Consider the following 18,817-nt stretch of genomic DNA (forward strand, 5'->3'; position numbering starts at 1 on the left):
ACCGGGAGGAAGAGGCAGGATAGGGGTATGAGGAAAACACGCACCGTCCCCACGGACTGGCGACTGGAGATCGAGCGGAGCGGGTACTACCCCGCCCTGGTGATCGACGCCGTCGCCGCGGCCCTGGGAGGCGAGAACGCCGAGGCGTTCATCGTGCACCACGAGGCGACCTTCGACCCGGCCATGGAGATGAGGCGGCACATCACGGTCATGCTGCTGACCGGGACCCGGCTCGTGGTGTGCCACACCGACGAGCACCCGCCCACCGATCCGGACAGCCCCTCCCACGCCTCCACCACCACCGACAGCATCCAGCTCGGCAACATCCAGTCGGTGGCCCTGACCAGGGTGGTGTCCAACCCGGCGCAGTACACGCCGGGCAGCCTGCCCAGCGAGCTGGTGCTGAGCGTCAACCTGTCCGTCAACTGGGGCGCCGTCGCGCACATCGACCTGGAGCCTGCGGGCTGCGCGGACGAGAGCTGCGAGCTGGACCACGGTTACACCGGTGCCATCACCGCCGAGCCCCTCACCCTGAGGGTGAGCGAGGCGGCCGACGGCCCCGAAGCCGTCGCCACGATGCTGCACTTCGCCAACGCCCTCTCCGACGCGACCACGCGCTGACCGCCGGGGCCGGGGCCCCGGCCCCGGCCGCCCGGCCGCCGGGTACACGGAGAGGCGGTGCCGCGGCCGCGGCACCGGGAAGCTCGCCGGTTAAGGTGGTTCCCGCCTGCGTGCCCGGCCACGAGCGGGGCGCGGGCGCACGGCGCACCACCCCCGCGACCCCCGTGTCCCCGCCTGCGGGGACACCTCCGCAGAAAGGCCGGTCCCGAGATGACGCAGACGCCTTCCCCGACGCCGCTGGTCCGCCTCGACGTCGACCGCGCGATCGCCACGGTCACCCTCGACTCCCCCCGCAACCGCAACGCGCTGTCGGCGCAGCTGCGCTCGGAGCTGTCGGGCGCGCTCTCCGAGGCCATGGCCGACGACGAGGTGCGCGCCGTCGTCCTCACCGGGAGCGGGCCGGTGTTCTGTGCGGGAGCGGACCTGAAGGAGGCCGCCGCCGCGCTCCGGGGGGCCCCGGCGCCGCCGGCCCCCGAGCTTCCCGAACTCTTCGAGCAGATCATGTCCGCGCCCAAACCGGTGATCGCCGCCCTCAACGGCGCCGCCCGGGCCGGAGGTATCGGCCTGGTCGCCGCCGCCGACATCGCGCTCGCCCCCGAGAGCGCGACCTTCGCCTTCACCGAGGTGCGCATCGGAGTGGTCCCCGCGGTCATCTCCCTCCCGGTGTCGGCCCGGATGCACTCCCGGCAGCTGAGCCGCTACTTCCTCACCGGCGAGCTGTTCGACGCCGCCGCGGCGGCCCGGGCCGGACTGATCACCCAGGCCGTTGCCGACCGCGACATGGACCAGGCCCTCGAGGACGTCCTCCAGGGCGTCCGCGCCGCGGCGCCCAGAGCGCTCTCGCGCACCAAGGAGCTCCTCGGCGAGCTCGGCGGCGGCGCGGCCGAGCCGGGGCGGCGCACCGAGGAGTTCGCCCGGCTGGGGAAGCTGTCCGCGGAGTTCTTCGCGAGCGACGACGCGGTGGAGGGCCGAGCGGCCTTCTTCGAAAAGCGCCCCCCGCGCTGGGCGCGATAGCCCCACCGGATGCGGTCGCTCCGGTGCAGAGGCCACAATGGACGGGTGAGCTACTCCGGAGATACCAAGGTCGGTGGCCCCGCCGACCTTCGACAGCTGCCGCACCTGACCATCACCAAACTGGCCGTGGGCCCCATGGACAACAACGCCTACCTGCTGCGTTGCCGTGCCACGGGCGAGGCCCTGCTCATCGACGCGGCCGCCGAGCCCGACCGCATCCTGGAACTGATCGGGGAGGACGGTCTGGCTCGGGTGGTCACCACCCACCGCCACCAGGATCACTGGCAGGCCCTGGCCGAGATCGTCGGCGAGACCGGCGCCCGCACCGTGGCCCACCCCGAGGACGGGGAGGAACTCCCGGTCTCCGTGGACGAGCCCGTCGTCCACGGCTCCCGGATCCCTGTCGGCGACAGCCACCTCACCGTCATCCACCTGCGCGGTCACACGCCGGGATCGATCGCGCTGCGTTACGACGACCCCGAGGGCCACACCCACCTGTTCACCGGGGACAGCCTCTTCCCGGGCGGTGTCGGCCGCACCTGGTCGGACGAGGACTTCCGGACCCTCCTGGGGGACGTCGAGGAGCGCGTCTTCGGGGTCCTGGCCGACAGCACCTGGGTCTATCCCGGCCACGGCCGCGACACCACCCTGGGTGCCGAGCGCCCCTCCCTCGCGGAGTGGCGCGAGCGCGGCTGGTAGCCACGGAGGAGCGCCGAGGGGCGCGGCTCAGGCCCCCAGGCAGCTGAAGCCGAGGTTCCCGAGGCGCGCGGCCACGGCCTCGGGAACCGGTACCCCGGCGGCGAGGTCGCGGTGGAAGGCGAGCATGGCGGCCCCGGTCCCCGCGTCGCGGACCGGGGCCGGGCAGGCCACCACCATCCGGGTCCCGGCGCCCAGGAGGGCGCCCGCGAAGCCCAGGGGTGCCCCGGACAGATCGCGCAGACGGCCGGTCCAGCAGGCGGAGAGCACCACCACCTCGGGAGCGGAGGCCGGCCCGGACAGGTCGCAGGCCAGCAGCGGGCCGTCGGACATGCCGACCGAGGAGAGCATGGGCGCGCGTTCGGGCACCCGGCCGTGTCCGGCCAGATGGGCCAGGTCGCTGGTGCCCAGGGCGGCGAGCACGTCCTCGCACCGGGCGTTCTCGCCCGTCAGGAGGAGGGCCCCCGGACGGACGGACGCCAGTGCGGTCGCCTCGGCCAGCGCCCCCGGCGGCTCGCCGGGCGCGGCGAGCAGGACCCTGTCCAGGGCCCGGAGCGGACGGGAGGAGCGCCGTAGCCAGAAGCGGGCGTCGGGGACCACGGTGACCGGTCGCCCGCGCAGGTCGGGCAGGGCTCCCCAGGGCGGATCGCCGAGGCAGGTGTCGGCGGCCGCCACCAGCGGACGCTCCCCGATCAGCGGCAGGACGGGGGCCAGCAGGCCGTGCACGGGGGGCTCGGCCGTGCCGGGCAGCGGCCGCGGCAGGGTGAGGCGGGCCAGGGCGCGCGCCACCCGCGGAAGCGGGCCCAGAGGGCGGGCGTGCACCCGCCCCGCCGCGGCCACGAGGGCCACGGCCTCCTGCCCCGACCGGGTGAGGCGCAGGAACGCCCGGTCGCCCAGGCGCTCCAGCAGACGCCCCGCGACCGGCTCCGCCGGAGGCACGGCGACCGGGGCGCCGGCGAGTGCCGCACGTCGGCGCGTCCGCTCCCACCGGAGCGCGTGGATCGAGGCGCGGTTGCCCTGCCCCCGGGCGAGGGCCGCGCGGTAGCGGTCGGTGAGCACGTCGGGCACACGCGTCCGCGGCATGTCCGCGAACCGGTCCAGTTCGGTCCACTCCAGTGCGGTGGCCGGGTCCCCGGCGGCCAGCGCGCATTCCAGACCGGCCCGGGCCACGTGGGCGTCGCCCGCCGCGCCGGTCAGCCAGGGGCCGGGGACGGGGGCACCCCGGCCGACCGGGGCCCTCACCGCGGCCTCCAGGGCGTCGAGCACCCGGTGGGCGGCGGCGAGCGGGGGAGGGGGCGAGGCGGCGGCCAGGGGCAGGCGGATCTCCAGGGAGGTCCGGGCCGAGCCGACGGGGGAAGGGGCGCGCCGAGAGGCCGTGCGTTCCAGCCGCGTGGCCAGGCCGTGCCAGAGGGATCCTCGGCCGAAGGCACCGCGGACACGGCGGGCGAGCTCCACCGAACGGAAGCGGTCACCGCGCAGCAGACACAGCTTGGCCTCCACCAGCAGGGTGGAGGCCTGCGCGGACCGGCCGTGGGACCACGGGCCGTCGGCGAGGGTCCGTGCGGCCTCCTCCACCATTCCCTCCGCGAGCAGTGCCTCGGCCAGGTCCACGTGGAGGGCCTCGCGGCGTTCGCGGGGAAGGCGGTGGGCCAGACCGAGGAAGGTCGTGAGCGCCGACGGGATGTCGCCCCGGGCCAGGTCCAGGCAGCCCAGGTTCTGCACCGCGACGAGGCCCAGCAGCTCCAGGCTGTGCTCCCGGGACAGCGCGCGGGCCTCGGCGAGGTGGTCCCGGGCCTGAGAGAAACGGCCGCAGAGGATCTGGGACAGACCGAGGTTGACCAGGACCGCGGGCAGCACCGGTGCGCTCCGGGCCACCGGGTGCCGGCGCAGGCGCAGGTGGGTGTCGTCCAGCAGGTCGGCCGACACGTCGAACATGCCGTCCTCGGCGAGTTTCACCCCGAGGGAGACCCTCTCCAGCAGGACCCGGCCGGAGGGTTCCTCCGCGTCGCGGACGCCGATGAGGGGGACAGGGGACTTCGGAGGGGTGGGGGACACGTCTTCCGCCTTTCACCGCGGGGAAGCAGCCGGTCCATTGATAACAGCGGGGTGCTTCCGAGGGGAGGTCCCGAGCAGGCAGAGGCCGGGGCCGAAGCTGCACAACGGGGCAAGTGCGGGCGAATGCGTGCGATCAGGTACGTATTCGAGACCGCGTCCAATGTGTGTTCGGTGTGTCCGTTTCTGTGGAGTACGGGGAAGTCAGAGGGTGAACCACTCGGTGACGAGCGGGGCGCGGCCGCTCCGCCGCAGGGCCAGGCTGAGCGGCCCCCGGGCCAGGTCCCTCAGGGCGAACCTGCCGTCCTCCCCGACCGATGCGACCGCGTCGCACGACCGGTCCGGCCGACGGGTCTCCAGCAGGGCGTGGTCGAAGTCCCCCTGGACCAGCCCCGTCACCGAACGGAGCCGACCCCGGCCGTGGAGCCACACCTCCAGGACGACGTCCCCGCGGACGAAGCGCATCTCCCCCAGCACGGTGTCGTCGTCCGCCCGGGTCGGCTCGCGCGGAGGGCCGCCCGGAAAGGCCAGCTCGGCCAGCTCCGCGGCGTCCTCCGAGCGGTCGAAGGCGGCCAGGGCCGCCGCCCGCCCCTCCTGCGCGGGGGCGGTGCTCTTCTTCTCTCTCAACGGGATTCCTCCAGGATGCGGCGGAGTGTGCGGAACATGCGGCGCCGCTGGTTGGCGGCGGCCCCCGGGTCCCCTCCCGGGCCCGGTACGGAGTCGCCGCCCCGGGGATACCGGGAACGGAGGTAGTGCAGGGCGGCGCGCCGCTCCCCGGGGTCCGCGATGCGGCGGATCGCCCGGTGCAGTTCGTCGCGCACCTCCTTGCGCAGGTACTCGTCCTCCGGACTCGGGGGAGAGGGCTGCCCGAGGACGCGGGGGAGGGCGGCCAGCGCACCGGGATCGACGGGGTGGTGGCGGGCGTCGCGCTCGCGCTGGCGCCTGCACATGTCCCGGGTGACCCGTCTCAGCCACCCGCGCAGGCGCTCGGGGGACCGCAGCCGGGCCAGATGCTGGTTGAGGGTGAGCCACACCGTCTGCACGACGTCCTCGCGGTCGGGAGCCGCCAGACCGTAGGAGCGGGCGACGGCGTTGACCATCGGCAGGTGCCGGTCGACGATGGCCTCCCAGGCGGGGTACTCACCCCGGCGGGCCCGCCGGACCAACTCGGCGTCTCCCGGCACCGCGGTGCCGGGTTCCGGTCCGGCCGCCTTCGGTGCTTCGGGGAGGCCCGAGCCGTGTCCACTTGTGGCCGTGACCGACAGGGAGCGGGGAAATTCGTCCCTCTGTCTGGCGAAACGTACGGTTTCAGGGGGTACCTGGGTGTCGTGGACGCCCTTGTGCGACTGGTTCGGCAAACCCGCCCCCACTAGGATCGGACTCTCCTGCCCGTTCAGGAGCCACGTTAGTGTCGGAGCGCCGGGACCACGGTGGGAACGCCGGAAAAACCCAGTGCACGGCTGGTTCTCCAGGGGCCCTTGGGGCACAATGGGGCGAAAGCATTCAGGCGGGTATGCAACCTTCTCGTGGTACGAGGGCGTCGGGGAAGCGCACTCGTTCGTATCAGGAGGTTCGGTGTCCGCACGTGGCGTCTTGTACGTCCACTCCGCGCCCGCGGCGCTGTGTCCACACGTCGAGTGGGCGGTCGCGGGCGTTGTTGGAGTACCCGTGAAACTCGACTGGGTCGCCCAGCCCGCGGCGCCCGGCCACCACCGTGCCGAGCTCAACTGGCAGGGGAAGGCGGGCACGGCGAGCGCGGTGGCCTCGGCGCTCAACACGTGGCAGCGCCTGCGTTTCGAGGTGACCGAGGAGGGGTCGCCCGGCTGCGACGGCGTGCGCTACAGCTACACGCCCTCCCTCGGCATGTTCACCGCCATCACCAGCGCGGCGGGCGAGGTCCTGGTCCCGGAGGGCCGCCTGCGCGCGGCGGTGGAGCAGGCCGCCGCGGCGGGTACCGACCTCGCCGCCGAGATCGACCGCCTCACCGGCCGTGCCTGGGACGAGGAACTGGAGCCCTTCCGCTACGCGGGCGACGGCGCCCCCGTCCGCTGGCTCCACGCCGTGGGATGACACCGCGGAGCCGGGCGCGGCGTCCGGGAAGGTCCCCGGACGGGTCCGGGACCGGTCGAACGGCCGCCACGCGCGTGGCGGGACCGACCCGGGGAGGAAAGGGCGGGGCGGGCGGCCCCGGCGGGACCGCCCGCCCCGATCGTGTCGGACTCCTCCGAGCCCCCTACCTCTGTTCGTAGACGGGGGTGAGGTGGGCCCGTCCCAGCGTGTGGGAGAACAGGTTGAAGCCGAGGAACGCGGGGCTGGACTCCTCGTCCACCGGCAGGGACGGGACGTCCACCGCGTGGACCACGAAGAAGTACCGGTGGGGCCCGTGCCCGGGCGGCGGGGCCGCTCCGACGTAGCGCCTGCTTCCGGCGTCGTTGCGCAGTGTGACGGCCGATCCGGGCAGTGCGGAGCCGTCGCCCGCGCCCCTGGCCAGTTCGGTCACCTCTGCCGGGATGTTGGCCACCGACCAGTGCCAGAAACCGCTGGCGGTCGGTGCGTCGGGGTCGAAGCAGGTGACGGCGAAGCTCTGCGTCCCCTCGGGGAACCCGCTCCAGGACAGGTGCGGCGAGACGTCCTCGCCGCCGGCCCCCATGATCCCGCTGACCTGAGCCGGGGGCAGGACCCGGCCGTCGGCGACGTCGTCGCTGGCCAGGGTGAACGACGCTACCTGGGGCAGGAAGTCGTAGGGGGAGGGTGGCGCTGCCACGTGAGGGGCCTCCTTCGCTCGTGGGGACGGTGTGTCGCTTGCCCGGGACCGGCCCGGACCCTACGAACATACGCCCCGGCGGCCGGGCCCCGCAGGGAAGGCGCCGCCGTGTCGGCGGCACGTTTCGGGAACCGGGCACAGACAGCAGACCGACCGGGCGGTATGGTCGGGAGCGCGGCCGAAGAGAACCGGATTCGGTATGCGTTGCAACCGACAGCAGGGAGCTGCCATGACCACTCGCTGGGGCATCACCATCCCTCTCGAAGGGGTCCCGCTGCCCGACCAGAGGGCGATCATCGAACGGATGCCGGACCAGGGCTACACCGACGCCTGGTCGGCCGAGGCCAACGGCACCGACGCCTTCACACCGCTGGCGCTGGCCAGTGTGTGGGCCCCGCAGCTGCGTCTGGGCACCGCGATCGTGCCCGTCTACACACGCGGCCCCGCCACCCTGGCCATGAGCGCGGCGACCCTGGCCGCCGCGGCCCCGGGCCGGTTCGCCCTGGGCATCGGCACCTCCTCCAACGTGATCGTGGAGCAGTGGAACTCCCTGCCCTTCGAGGAGCCCTACAAGAAGGTGCGCGACACCCTCCGCTTCCTGCGCGAGGCCCTCACCGGGAACAAGGTCACCGCCGACTACGACACCTTCAAGGTCAAGGGCTTCACCCTGGGCGCCGTCCCCGAGCAGGTGCCGCCGCTGCTGCTGGCCGCCCTGAGGCCCGGCATGCTGCGCCTGGCCGGGCGCGAGGGCGACGGCGCGATCGTCAACTGGCTCTCGGCCGAGGACGTGCGCACGGTCGCCCCGTACGTGCGCGAGTACGGGGAGGACAAGGAGATCGCCGCCCGGATCTTCACCATCCCCGACACCGACCCCGAGACCGCGCGCGCCGTCGCGCGCCGGGCCGTGGCGGCCTACCTGAACGTCCCCGTCTACCGCGCCTTCCACGAGTGGCTGGGCCGCGAGGAGCTCGCCCCCATGTGGAAGGCGTGGGAGGAGGGCGACCGCAAGGGGGCGCTGGCCGCCATCCCCGACTCCGTGGTCGACGACCTGGTCGTGCACGGCCCGGCCGAGTACTGCCGCGAACGCATCCGGGCCTACGCCGAGAACGGCGTCACCACCCCGGTCGTGCACCCCATCGGCGGAGGGCACCGCGATCCGGCCGAGGTGGTGCGCGCCCTGGCTCCCCAGGCCTGATCCGGCGGTCCCGGGCCGTGTTCGTCGGATGCCCCCGCCGCGTCGGCGAAGCCGATTCCCCGGCGAAGGGGCGGCCGGGCGTCTCCTCGCACGGCGGGGGCGCAGCCCGGCCCGCCTCGCAAGCTCTTCGCCGCGGCAAGGGCGTCCGGCGGCCGCGCGGTCCGAGACGATCCGGAGAACAGGGCCTACGTCTCCTCCAGCGGGCCGAGGAGGCGGCGGGCGCGCAGCACCAGTTCGAGTTCGAAGCGCTCGCCCGGGTCCCCCAGGCGGGCGCCGAACAGCTCCTCCATCCGGCGCATGCGGTAGCGCACCGTCTGGGGGTGGATGCGCAGCCGCTCCGCGGCCTCGTTGGCGTTGAACCCCGACTCCAGCCAGGCCAGCAGGGTGTCGGCCATCCGCTCGCGCTGGGGTGCCCGCAGTTCGGCCAGGGGGGCGAGCCGGGAACGGGCCATCGCCGCGATCAGCTCGGTGTCGTGCGACAGCAGCAGCGCGGGCAGGTGGTCCTCCCAGCGCACCACCCCCTCGTCCGGTACGGTCCCGGCCCGCACCAGCCCGGCCAGCTCGCGGGCGCGCGCCAGCGACTCGGGAACGCGCTCCAGCGGTACACCCGGACCGAGCACCGCGGTCGAGCCGCGCAGCGACCGCTCCAGGGCCCGCAGCCTGCCCGGCCCGCCCGGGTCGGGGACCAGGGCGCACGGTTCGGGGCGGTCCAGGTCCGCGAGCACGTCCGGCGGCAGCACGGGGCCCTGTTCCCCCGGTTCCCCCGGGAACAGGACCACCGCCGCCCGCTCGGGCGGCCGCCAGCCCGCCGCCGCGGCCAGCTCCGCCGCGGTCCGGGCGTCCTGACCCGACAGCAGCGCCTCCAGCAGCCGCAGGCGGTGGCGCCGCAGCGCCTGCGCACCCGCTCCGCGCACCCGCGCGTGCCCCTCGGAGGCCGCGGCGGAGACCTCCTCCTGGAACGCGAAGATCGCCTCACCCAGCGAACCCGTGTACTCGCGGGTGAGCACACCGGCCGCCGACAGATGGCGCCACGCGACGGCGGCCGCCGTGCGCACCGCCGCGTGCAGGCACTCCAGGCTCCTGCCCCGCCGGGCCTCACCCGCCCCGAATGCGCGGAACTCCGCGGCCAGGGAGTCGGCCAGCTCCGGGGAGGGCCCCGACTCCACCCGGTCCAGGAAGCCGTGCACCCCGGCGGTGAGCGCGCACCGTACGCCGTCGACCTCGGCCGGGCCCAGGGGCGGTGAGTGGGACTCCGATCGCCTGCGGATGCCCTCCAGGGACTCCTCCACCATCGGCGGCACCAGCGGGCGCAGCTGTGCGCCCAGTTCACGGGGGATCCGCGCGAAGGGATCCGTTCGTCCGCTCTCCAGCAACGGATGGGCCATGTCTCCTCCGGCGCGGACGCACGGCGAAGCGGCCGGGGCACGCCCGCGCGTGCTCTCAGTGCGCCAGGAAGGTTCGTGTGTCGGACCGGTGGCCGTCGGCGGTGACGGGGGACACACTTATACCACCAGAGTCCGCGCGCCGGGACAACCCCGACCCGTTCCGACCCGGTGCCCGGCGGCTCAGGAGCCGCAGAACCGGGCGCAGGCGTCGATCTGGCCCTGGACGGCCGCCGAGTACAGCTCCAGGAGCTCCTCGGACGGGGTCTCGTGCTCGGGGAACATCCCCAGGCCCCGGAGCCCCTCCGCCAGGCCGAGCAGCTGGCAGACGACGGCGCCGGCGAAGCGGCGGTCGGGGGTGGTGTCGCCCAGCAGCCGCGCCATTCCGTCCAGCACCTTCTCCCGGACCTTCGCGCGGGTGTGCTCGGGCTCGGGCGACTCCCGCACGTGGGCGGCGGCGACCAGCCAGCTCTCGGCGGCCCCGTGCTCCCGCCGTGTGAGGATCTTCTGGACCAGGGCGCGGCCCAGCGCGGCCCGGGGAAGGTCGAGCTCGACGAGGGGGACGTCGTGCGGGCCCGCCTCGTTGAAGAGCTCGGCCTTGCTGCGGCAGTACTTGATCACCAGGGCGGGGGAGACCCCGGCCGCGGCAGCGATGTCGCGGACGGTCACCGCGTTGTACCCGTGTTCCTTGAAGAGCTCGCGTGCCGCGCCGACGATCTCCCCGCGGCTGTCCGTTCTCGTCACTGCTCTTTCCGTTCCGGCGGTGTCGGCTCTACGAGCTCTTGCTCGGCAGTCGGTGGTATCCGTCCTTCCGGGCGGTTCCGTGCTCCCGCTCCTCCCCGGACTCCTCGCCGCCGCGTACAGGGATGAGCGCCCCGACGAGGACGGCGATCGCGGCGGTCGCCGCACCGAGCCACAGGGCGACGTCCATCCCGGCGGCCGAGGGGTAGGCCGTACCGTCGACCACGACGGCCATCGAGGCGAACAGCATGGCGACCACGGCGCTGGACGAGGAGGTCCCCAGGGAGCGGATCAGCGAGTTGACGCCGTTGGCCGAGGCGGTCTCGGAGCGGTGCGCCGTCGCCATCACCAGGGTGGGCATGGCGGCGAAGGCGACGGCGGTGCCGACGCTGATCACCGTGTTCCCCACGACCGTGGTGACGACGGAGTCGGGGGCCAGGACGCGGCCGAGGTAGGCCAGACCGATGGTGGCCGAACCGATCAGCAGAGTGGGCTTGCCTCCCAGCCTGTTGAGCATCCGGCCGGAGATGGGGGAGAACACCAGCATCATCAGGCCGCCGGGCACCATGAGCAGGCCGGCGGTGACCACGGGCAGGGCCATGCCGTAGCCCGTCTCGGTGGGGACCTGGAGCTCCTGCGTGGTGATCAGCGAGTTCATCAGCATCGAGAAGCCGACGAAGAACGAGGCCACGTTGGTCAGCAGCATGGGGCGCTTGACCGCCGTGCGCAGGTTGACCATCGGTTCGGGGGTCCTGAGCTGGAGGGGGACCCACACCGCGAAGGCGACCACGGCGACGCCGGCGAGCACGGCGACGGCGACGCTCGTCCAGCCCCAGGCGGCGCCCTTGGACAGGATGAGCAGCAGGGCGACCAGGGCGATCGAGAGGATCAGGGCGCCGGCGACGTCGAAGCGGCCGGAGGAGCCCGGAACGGACTCGGTGAGCATCAGCCGGATGACGACGATGAGCACGGCGCCGACCACCGCGGTGGACCAGAACAGGGCGGTCCAGCCGAAGGCCTCGTGGATCAGGCCGGACAGCGGCAGTCCCAGGGCGGCGCCGATGCCGAAGGTCGCGCTCATCAGGGAGATGGCTCCGGCGAGCTTCTCGCGGGGCAGCTGGTCGCGCATGATGCTGATGCCCACGGGGATGAGGGAGGCGCCGAAGCCCTGCATGGCGCGGCCGACGATGAGCGGGCCGAAGCTGCCGCCCAGTGCGGCGACGAGGGAACCCGCGGTCATCACGAGGAGGGAGATGAGAAGCATCCGGCGCTTGCCGTACATGTCGGCCATCCGGGCCACGATCGGCGTGGCCACCGCGCCGGTGAGCAGCGTGGCGGTGACCAGCCACGAGGCGTCGTCGGCGGACACGCCGAGGATCTCGGGCATGTCCGGCAGCAGCGGGATGACGAGGGTCTGCTGGAGGGAGACGATCAGTCCGCAGAGGGTGAGCACCCCCGCGGTGACCCAGGCGGGCATGCGTGGCGAGGGCGGCATACGGCCTCCAAGGGCGAAAAGAGGACAGAGGTGAACGAATGTTCACCTCTAGAGTAAACGCTGTTTGCCTTTTCGGGGCGGACTCTTCGCCCGGGAGCCCGCCCCCGGCCCTCACCGCGGCGGTATGTCCTGGGGAACCAGGGAGGTGAAGTCCTCGCGGGTGGCGTTGCCCACACCGTTGACGAGGCGGCCCGCCTGCCGGGTGATCATCCGCTCCAGCACCTGGCGCGCGTAGCGGGCGTTGCCGAAGTTCGCGTCGCGCACCACCCCCGAGAAGTGCTCCCGCAGCGCCGCCGACGTCTCCGGACCGCACGTGTAGCCCGACGCCTCCGCCATGCGCTCGACGATGGTCACCAGCTCGTCGTCGCTGTAGTCGGGGAACTCCACCCGGTGGTTGAAGCGCGAGGCCAGACCCGGGTTGGAGTCCAGGAAGCGCTGCATCTCCCCGGTGTAGCCGGCGACGATCACCACGACCTCGTCGCGGTGGTCCTCCATGAGCTTGACCAGCGTGTCGACGGCCTCCTGGCCGAAGTCGTTGCCCGCTCCGCGCGGCGCCAGGGTGTAGGCCTCGTCGATGAACAGCACACCCCCCTTGGCGCGCTCGAACACCTCGGCGGTCAGCTGGGCCGTGTGGCCGACGTAGCGCCCCACCAGGTCCGAGCGGGCCGCCTCCACGACCTGGCCCTCCGGCAGCACCCCCAGGGCGTGCAGCAGGTTCCCGTACAGCCTGGCCACGGTCGTCTTTCCGGTACCGGGGGGACCGGCGAACACCAGGTGGTGGCTCATCGGCGCCACCGGCAGCCCCATGGCGCGCCGCTGCTCCGACATCAGCAGCAGGTTGGCCAGGTCGTTGACGGTCGCCTTCACCCCCGCCAGCCCCACCATGGCGTCCAGCTCCGCGCGCAGGGCCGCGATCCGGTCCCCCTGGCCGGCGCCGTCCTCCGCCGGAACCGAGCCGGCGCCCAGGTCCTCCGGCAGCAGGAGGGTGAGCGAATCCGGGTCGTCGTCCAGCGTTCCGCTCAACCGGGACGCCTGCCGGTCGATCATCTCCTCGAACACCTTGCGGGCCTCGCGGCCGTTGCCGAACGCCGGCCCCTTGGGCATCCGCTCGAAGTGCGCGCCCAGCGCGTCCACCGTCTCGGGCGCCAGCCGGTAGCTGTGCGCGTCACACAGCTTGCGCACGATCTCCACCAGCTCGTCCACCTCGTAGTTGACGAACTCGATCGTCTTGCTGAACCGCGAGGCCAGACCCGGGTTGGCGGACAGGAAGCGCTCCATGTCCTCGGTGTAGCCGGCGACGATCACCACGACCTCGTCGCGGTGGTCCTCCATGAGCTTGACCAGCGTGTCGACGGCCTCCCGGCCGAAGTCGGGTCCGCTTCCACCCTCGCCGCCGGTGGTGAGCGTGTAGGCCTCGTCGATGAACAGCACGCCCCCCTTGGCGCGCTCGAACACCTCGGTGGTCTTGATCGCCGTCCCGCCCACGTACTGCGACACCAGGTCGGCGCGGGCCACCTCCACCACGTGCCCGTAGCGCAGGACGTCCAGCTCGGCGAGGATCTGGCCGTACAGCCGCGCCACGGTCGTCTTGCCCGTACCCGGGGCGCCCCCGAAGACCAGGTGGCGGCTCATCGGCGGCGTGGGCAGCCCCATCTCGGCGCGGCGCCGGGCCATCTGGTTGCGGGTGACGAGCGTACGCACCTCCCGCTTGACGTTGTCCAGACCCACCAGCGAGTCCAGCTCCAGCATCGGTCCGGCCGATGCGCTCTCCTCCGCGTCCTCTCCCGCAGGGGGGGACGCCTGCGCGGGGACGGCGGTCCCCGCGTGCTCGCCGAACGCGTCCGGCGCCCCGTTGCCGTGGCTGAGCAGGTCCTCGGCGCGCACCCGGCCGCCCGCCGCGGTCTGGCGCAGCCCCGAACGCCCGTTCTCGCGCACCGAGCAGTCCTCCACCACCACGTCCTCGGTGGAGTGCACCAGGACACCGTCGGCGCCGTTGCCGAACATCTCGCACCGGCGCAGCGAGGCGCCCGCCCCCGCCGCCACCAGGACGCCGTTGCGCCGCCCGTTGTACACGCGCGTGCGCAGCACCGTCGCCCGGCCGCCGCTGCGCACGGCGATCCCGTCCCCGGTGCACTCCGAGATGTCGCAGTCGCGCACGTCGGCCTCACCGCCCGCGCCGATCGAGATCCCCGAGTCCCGGCTCCCGGAGATCCGCACGCCGTTCAGCAGCGGGCGCGCCCCCTCCTCCACGGACACGGCGCTCTTGCCGGTGCGCTCCAGCGACACGTCCTCCAGGCGCCCGCGCGCGTCCTTGCCGAACACCACCCCCTGGCCGCGGGTGTCGGTGACCGCGGTCCCGCGCAGGAAGGGGGCGCACGCCCCGACCACCACGCCCGGCCCCGACGTACCGCTGACCAGGCCCCGGTCGAACTCGACGGCGCTGTCCCCGTCCAGGTTCAGGCCGGCGCCCCCGCGCACCACCAGCCCGATGAAGGCGGTGGCGGCCCGCTCCTCGGCGCGTACCGCGTCGCCGCCCGACTCCTCCACCGTGCACTCGGTGAAGACGCCGCGCGCCCGCCCCCACACGTGGACGCCCGCCTCCCCGGAGCGCACCACGCGCACCCGCGTCACCTGCGGGTCGGACCCGTTGTGGACGGCGATCCCGCGGCCGCCCACCTCCTCCAGCAGGCACTCCTCCACCAGTGGCCGCGCCCGACTGGAGACGGCGAGGCCGTCACCGCCGGTGCGGTGCACGTGCAGGCCGCGCAGGGAGGTGGCGGCGCCGTCCTCCAGCGCCACCGCGGGCTTCTGCGTCCTCGTGATCTCGCAGTCCTCGATCGATCCCGCCGCCTGCCCGCTGGCGAACACGCCGTTGCCCCCGGCGTCGCGCAGCACGCACGAGCGGACCGCTGGACGGCCCTGTTCGCCGATCACCAGGGCACTGGTGTCGACCTCCTCGACCACGCAGTCCTCGAGGGTGCTCGGCTCCGGCGAGGTGATCACCACGCCCGCGCCGGCCGAGCAGGTGACGCGGCTGCCGCGCATGGCCAGCGCACCGGTATCGCGCACCGACACCGCCGTCCACGCGGCCCCGTCCACCTCGCAGTCGGCCATCTCCACCTGCCCCGCGGGGATGTCCACGGCGGGGTGGTCGCCGTCGCGGCCGCGCAGGACCAGGCCCGAGAGCTTGACCGCCTCGGCACCCGACAGGACGGCGCTCCGGGAGGAGGAGAGGACCTCCACGCTGCCGCGCCCGTCGCGGGCCACGAGGGTGACCACCTTGCGCAGGACGAGGCTCTCCTCGTAGCGGCCCGGGGCGATGGTGATGAGCGCGCCGCCGCGCGCCGCCTCGACCGCCTCGCCGATCGTCGCGTGGCCGTCTCGCCCGTCGGGGTCGACGGTGAGGAGGTGCCTGGTCATCGGGGCCTTCCTGTCTGGGCCGCTGGGGGCCGCTGAATGGGGGTCGGGGGCGCCGCCGCGGCGCCCCACCGGTCCGGGGTCAGGAGCAGGACGCGCGCACGGCCGAGGCGGCCACGTGCGCGCCGGTGTGCTCCTGACCCGCGAGGGGGTCGTCTCCGGCGTTGGTGAGCTGGACGGTGAACTCCGCCGAGGGCGCGGTGAACCCGGTCACCTGCACCCAGCCGCCCCGGACCAGGGACTGGTCGAAACCGAAGACGGCGACGGCCGAACCCTCGGCGAGGAGACCGGGGAAGATCTGGTAGCGCGCCTCGCCGGGGGCGATCCACAGCGGGCTCTCGTCGTCGGGGACGTGGACGTAGAGGTCGCACACCGCGCCCGCGTACCCGGGGGAGAAGGTCCAGGCGGCGTACTGCCCGTTGCCGTGCTCGGGGTCGCCCGAGACGGGAACCGCCTCGTAGGTGCCGACGCAGCCCTCCTGCGTGTACCCGCCCGGGCGGGTGGCCCAGCTGGCGGTGCCCTCGGCGCTGTCCCAGCGGCCCTCGTTGCGGTAGGAGGAGCCGGGGGAGCCCGCGCAGCCGGGACCGGCGACGGCCAGGTAGGGCCCGGGGTCGGCGGCGGCCTGGGCGAGGGCGTCCTCCATCACCGAGGTGCCCCCCTCGGGGTCGGGGGACTCGACGGACTGCGGCCCGGATGCCTCCTGGGCGCCGGCGGCGGTCTCCTCCGCCCCGCCCGCGCCCTCCGCCTCCGGGGGAGCCTCCTCCCCGGTGGCCCCCTCCGAGGTGGAACCCTCCGCGGTGGAATCCTCGGTTCCCGTCCCTTCGGTTCCTGTCTCCTCGGCCCCGCCGCCCTCCTCGGCGGTGCCTTCCGGGCCGGGATCCCCGGCAGGTTCCTCCCCGGCGGCCGTCACGGTCTCCTCGGACGCGCCGTCCCCGGCGGTGTCCTGCCCGCCGTCCCCGGTCCCGTCGCCGTCCGGAGCGGTCCTGTCCTCCCCGGTCCCGTCCTCCCCGGTTCCGCCGCTCTCCGCGGCGGTTCCGGTGACCTCGGGGCCGGAGTCCGACGCGGGCTCCTCCCGCGCCACGGGGGCGGTCTCGACCGCGTCGCCTCCGCCGGCGCCCGCGGAGGAGGCGCCGTCGGGGCCGGGGTCGGGCAGGGAAGGTGCCGCGCCTCCGTCCTCGCGTACCTCCGGGACGTAGCCGGTCTCCTCGGCGGTGGAGCCCGCGGCCTGGCCGCCGACCGTGTCCGCGCCGACGGCGGAGGTGTTCCCGCTCCAGGCCGGCTCCCCGCGCACCGCCGTGTCCGCACCGACGGCAGGGCCCTGCCCGCCGGACGGGGCGGAGGCCTGAAGGGTCAGGCCCGGTACGCCCGTGGTCACGGCGAAGGGCGCCGCGACCAGCAGGAGCCCGGCGATGGCCGCGCCCGCGAGGACGGGCTTTCCGGGGCGGTCCAGTGCCGGAGCGGCGTCGGGGGGCGCGGGTGCCGCGGCTTCGGAGAGCCTCCCGCTGATTCGGGAGGAAGGCAGCGGCGGGGCGAGGGGGTCGTGCTCGGCAGGGGTCTCCTGCCCGACGCCGGAGGACGGGGACGCGACCGCATCGGCGCCCTCCCCTCCGGCGGAGGAGAGGGGGAGTGGACGGGAAGGGGTGTCGGGCGCGGCCGAGGCGTCGGGGGACGCGGGGCGGAGGGAGCGGGGCGCGGTGCCGGACGGCCGGCCCGCCTCGGCGTGTGCCTGCGGGCGCTCAGACATCGGGTCTCCTTCTGGGCGGGGTTCCCCGGCCGCCGATGGCGGGGCGGCGAGGGGGGTCGGGGAAGGGGGTCATCGGCGGCCTCCGCCGGAGGAGGGCCCCTCGCCCGGGATCAGGGTCGAGGCGAGGTCCTGGCCGGCGTCCTCGGCCGCACCGAGGTTCTGCGCTGTCTGTACGGTGCGGTCCGCCGCGTCCTGCTGTGCCTGCTCCAAGAAGTCCAGGTACAGGCGGAGGCCCTCCTCCAGCGGCCCCAGGACCTTGTCCATCTGCTCGGCGAACTCGTCCCCCTTCCCCCACGGGGTACCGAGGGTCTCCCGCGCGGCCGTGAACCACTCGTTGAGTTCCCGCGTGTACTCGGCCGCCTCGTGGATACGGGAGCCGTCCTTGATCATGCCTTCGGGAAAGGCGGAGAGGCCTTCACCGGGTCCGTTCGTCACGGTCGCCCTCCTTCGGGAACGGGGCGGACGGGAAGACCGGTGGGCTGCCCAGGTCGTCCAGGGAGACGCCCATGCGGTCGAGCACCTCCCGGGGGTCGAGCCGCCCGTCCATGGCGGCACGGGTGTCGACCTCCTCGGGAAGGAAGGGGCTGTAGACGCCGGAGACGCGCTCGGCCATCTGCCTCCGAGCGCGGTTGACCACGTCGGTCACGGCGGCGGCGAGCTCGGCGGGCGCCATGTCGCGGTAGGCCCGGGTGTGGAACTTGAGCTCAATCAGTTCCCCCGTCGCGTCCACCTTCGCCCCCACGAGCCTGTTCTTGGCCACGACCTCTTCGGTTGCCGACTCCAGGCTTGCGCTTGCGTCCGCGAGTCGCTCCATCGTTCTGTGAAGCTGTTCCAATTCCGCTTCCATCTGCGCCCGCATCGACGAACTCATGGCGCTGCGCTCCCTTCTTCTGTCCGGGCACGGGCCTTCCGAGCACGGACTTGTTCTTGTCTGCCGCGGTGCCCCAGACCCGCTCGTCCTCGGAGAGCCAGGTCGAGCGCTGCCGTTCGCGGTTGGAGTCGCCGCCCTGGCCACCGCCCATACCTCCCATGCCGCCCATCATGGGCGGCATCATCGGCATGGAGGGCGAGGTCCCGGACGAGGCGGGAGAGGGGGCGGAACCGGGGGCGTCCGCGTCAGAACCGGGGACGGGGAACCCGCCGCCCGCCTGCAGGCGGGCGGTGCCCGGGGTGTGGAACAGGGACGAGCGGTCGGCGGTGCCGGGGGCGTTCCCCGCACCGCTGCCCGAGCCGTCCCCGGTGCCGAGGCCTCCGTAGTTGAGGCCGTCGGGGCCGAAGCTCTCCAGACGGGGTATCTCGTAGCCGCGGCCGTCGTCGCCGAAACCGGTGGTGATGGGCTCCCCCGTGACGGGGTCGATCGGGTAGGGCAGCCCGGTGTCGGGGTCGGTGACGTAAGGACCGCCGGTGATCGGATTGATCCCCGGGCCGGAGCCGACATCGGTGTCCAGGCCCGGTGTGGAGACGGGTGGGAAGTTGGTGTCGAGGCCTGGTGTGGAGACGGGTGGGAAGTCGGTGTCCAGGCCCGGCGCAGGGCTGGGGAGAGGGAGGCCGTCCTGGTTCCCGGGCAGCCCGGGAACGGAGGGGGTGCCGTAGTCGGTCGGCAGCCCGGTCGAGGGGTCGATGCCGACGGGCTGTCCGGTGACGGGGTCGATGGGCAGGACCTGCCCGGTGCCGGGGTCGAAGTTGATGGGCAGGC

Annotated in this window: 16 protein-coding genes and 1 pseudogene; 5 read left to right on the forward strand and 12 right to left on the reverse strand. The window is 73.9% G+C overall.

Going from position 1 to position 18,817, the window contains the following annotated elements; genetic code table 11:
- The first annotated feature begins 27 nt into the window (after positions 1-27).
- The 3 genes from FHS13_RS05285 (at position 28) to FHS13_RS05295 (ending at position 2,334) form a co-directional block, all read left to right on the forward strand.
- The gene (locus FHS13_RS05285; RefSeq protein ID WP_184288388.1) at positions 28-621 is read left to right on the forward strand and encodes a DUF5998 family protein; all 594 of its coding nucleotides are present in this window, start codon (positions 28-30) and stop codon (positions 619-621) included.
- A 210-nt stretch (positions 622-831) separates the two neighbouring features.
- Positions 832-1,635 (forward strand): enoyl-CoA hydratase-related protein, encoded by an 804-nt coding sequence (locus tag FHS13_RS05290; RefSeq protein WP_184288390.1) that lies wholly within the window; start codon positions 832-834, stop codon positions 1,633-1,635.
- 45 nt (positions 1,636-1,680) lie between these two features.
- Positions 1,681-2,334: an MBL fold metallo-hydrolase gene (locus FHS13_RS05295; protein ID WP_184288393.1), complete on the forward strand. Its 654-nt coding sequence runs from the start codon at positions 1,681-1,683 to the stop codon at positions 2,332-2,334.
- 27 nt (positions 2,335-2,361) lie between these two features.
- Here FHS13_RS05295 and FHS13_RS05300 read toward each other — a convergent pair whose 3' ends face one another.
- The 3 genes from FHS13_RS05300 to FHS13_RS21290 all read right to left on the reverse strand — a co-directional run bounded on the left by FHS13_RS05300 (position 2,362) and on the right by FHS13_RS21290 (position 5,567).
- The gene (locus FHS13_RS05300; protein ID WP_343064911.1) at positions 2,362-4,386 is read right to left on the reverse strand and encodes a CHAT domain-containing protein; all 2,025 of its coding nucleotides are present in this window, start codon (positions 4,384-4,386) and stop codon (positions 2,362-2,364) included.
- A gap of 201 nt (positions 4,387-4,587) precedes the next feature.
- Complete coding sequence (locus FHS13_RS05305) at positions 4,588-5,010, reverse strand: hypothetical protein (RefSeq protein WP_184288396.1); 423 nt, start codon at positions 5,008-5,010, stop codon at positions 4,588-4,590.
- Complete coding sequence (locus FHS13_RS21290; RefSeq protein ID WP_343064912.1) at positions 5,007-5,567, reverse strand: RNA polymerase sigma factor; 561 nt, start codon at positions 5,565-5,567, stop codon at positions 5,007-5,009. Before FHS13_RS21290 ends, FHS13_RS05305 begins: the two co-directional genes overlap by 4 nt.
- A gap of 391 nt (positions 5,568-5,958) precedes the next feature.
- On the opposite strand from FHS13_RS21290, the gene FHS13_RS05315 reads away from it, so the two are divergent.
- Positions 5,959-6,453, forward strand: coding sequence for a DUF3145 family protein (locus FHS13_RS05315; RefSeq protein ID WP_184288402.1), 495 nt, complete (start codon positions 5,959-5,961; stop codon positions 6,451-6,453).
- Between the two features lie 163 nt (positions 6,454-6,616).
- Here the strand turns inward: FHS13_RS05315 and FHS13_RS05320 are convergent, their stop codons facing one another.
- Positions 6,617-7,147 (reverse strand): YbhB/YbcL family Raf kinase inhibitor-like protein, encoded by a 531-nt coding sequence (locus FHS13_RS05320; RefSeq protein ID WP_184288405.1) that lies wholly within the window; start codon positions 7,145-7,147, stop codon positions 6,617-6,619.
- Between the two features lie 229 nt (positions 7,148-7,376).
- Between FHS13_RS05320 and FHS13_RS05325 the strand changes: the two genes are divergently transcribed.
- Positions 7,377-8,342 carry an LLM class F420-dependent oxidoreductase gene (locus tag FHS13_RS05325; RefSeq protein ID WP_184288408.1) on the forward strand — a complete coding sequence of 322 codons (966 nt, stop codon included), beginning with the start codon at positions 7,377-7,379 and terminating at the stop codon, positions 8,340-8,342.
- A gap of 185 nt (positions 8,343-8,527) precedes the next feature.
- Here the strand turns inward: FHS13_RS05325 and FHS13_RS05330 are convergent, their stop codons facing one another.
- From FHS13_RS05330 to FHS13_RS21295, 8 genes and pseudogenes are all read right to left on the reverse strand, one after another.
- Positions 8,528-9,727, reverse strand: a complete 1,200-nt coding sequence (locus FHS13_RS05330) for a PucR family transcriptional regulator (RefSeq protein ID WP_184288411.1) — start codon at positions 9,725-9,727, stop codon at positions 8,528-8,530.
- A 180-nt stretch (positions 9,728-9,907) separates the two neighbouring features.
- Positions 9,908-10,468 (reverse strand): TetR family transcriptional regulator, encoded by a 561-nt coding sequence (locus FHS13_RS05335; RefSeq protein WP_184288414.1) that lies wholly within the window; start codon positions 10,466-10,468, stop codon positions 9,908-9,910.
- Between the two features lie 28 nt (positions 10,469-10,496).
- On the reverse strand, positions 10,497-11,960 hold the full coding sequence (locus tag FHS13_RS05340; RefSeq protein ID WP_184288417.1) for an MFS transporter: 1,464 nt from the start codon (positions 11,958-11,960) through the stop codon (positions 10,497-10,499).
- A gap of 111 nt (positions 11,961-12,071) precedes the next feature.
- Positions 12,072-15,380, reverse strand: coding sequence for a right-handed parallel beta-helix repeat-containing protein (locus tag FHS13_RS05345; protein ID WP_184288420.1), 3,309 nt, complete (start codon positions 15,378-15,380; stop codon positions 12,072-12,074).
- 79 nt (positions 15,381-15,459) lie between these two features.
- Positions 15,460-17,121: a hypothetical protein gene (locus FHS13_RS05350; protein WP_184288423.1), complete on the reverse strand. Its 1,662-nt coding sequence runs from the start codon at positions 17,119-17,121 to the stop codon at positions 15,460-15,462.
- Positions 17,122-17,190: 69 nt separating this feature from the next.
- On the reverse strand, positions 17,191-17,556 hold the full coding sequence (locus tag FHS13_RS05355; RefSeq protein ID WP_184288426.1) for a hypothetical protein: 366 nt from the start codon (positions 17,554-17,556) through the stop codon (positions 17,191-17,193).
- Positions 17,537-17,935: a YbaB/EbfC family nucleoid-associated protein gene (locus FHS13_RS05360; RefSeq protein WP_246404575.1), complete on the reverse strand. Its 399-nt coding sequence runs from the start codon at positions 17,933-17,935 to the stop codon at positions 17,537-17,539. Before FHS13_RS05360 ends, FHS13_RS05355 begins: the two co-directional genes overlap by 20 nt.
- Positions 17,826-18,817 (reverse strand): annotated as a pseudogene (locus tag FHS13_RS21295) (hypothetical protein); the annotation flags it as partial. The pseudogene FHS13_RS21295 and the gene FHS13_RS05360, both read right to left, overlap by 110 nt.

It is taken from the genome of Nocardiopsis algeriensis (genome assembly GCF_014203695.1).
Taxonomy (GTDB): Bacteria; Actinomycetota; Actinomycetes; order Streptosporangiales; family Streptosporangiaceae; genus Nocardiopsis; species Nocardiopsis algeriensis.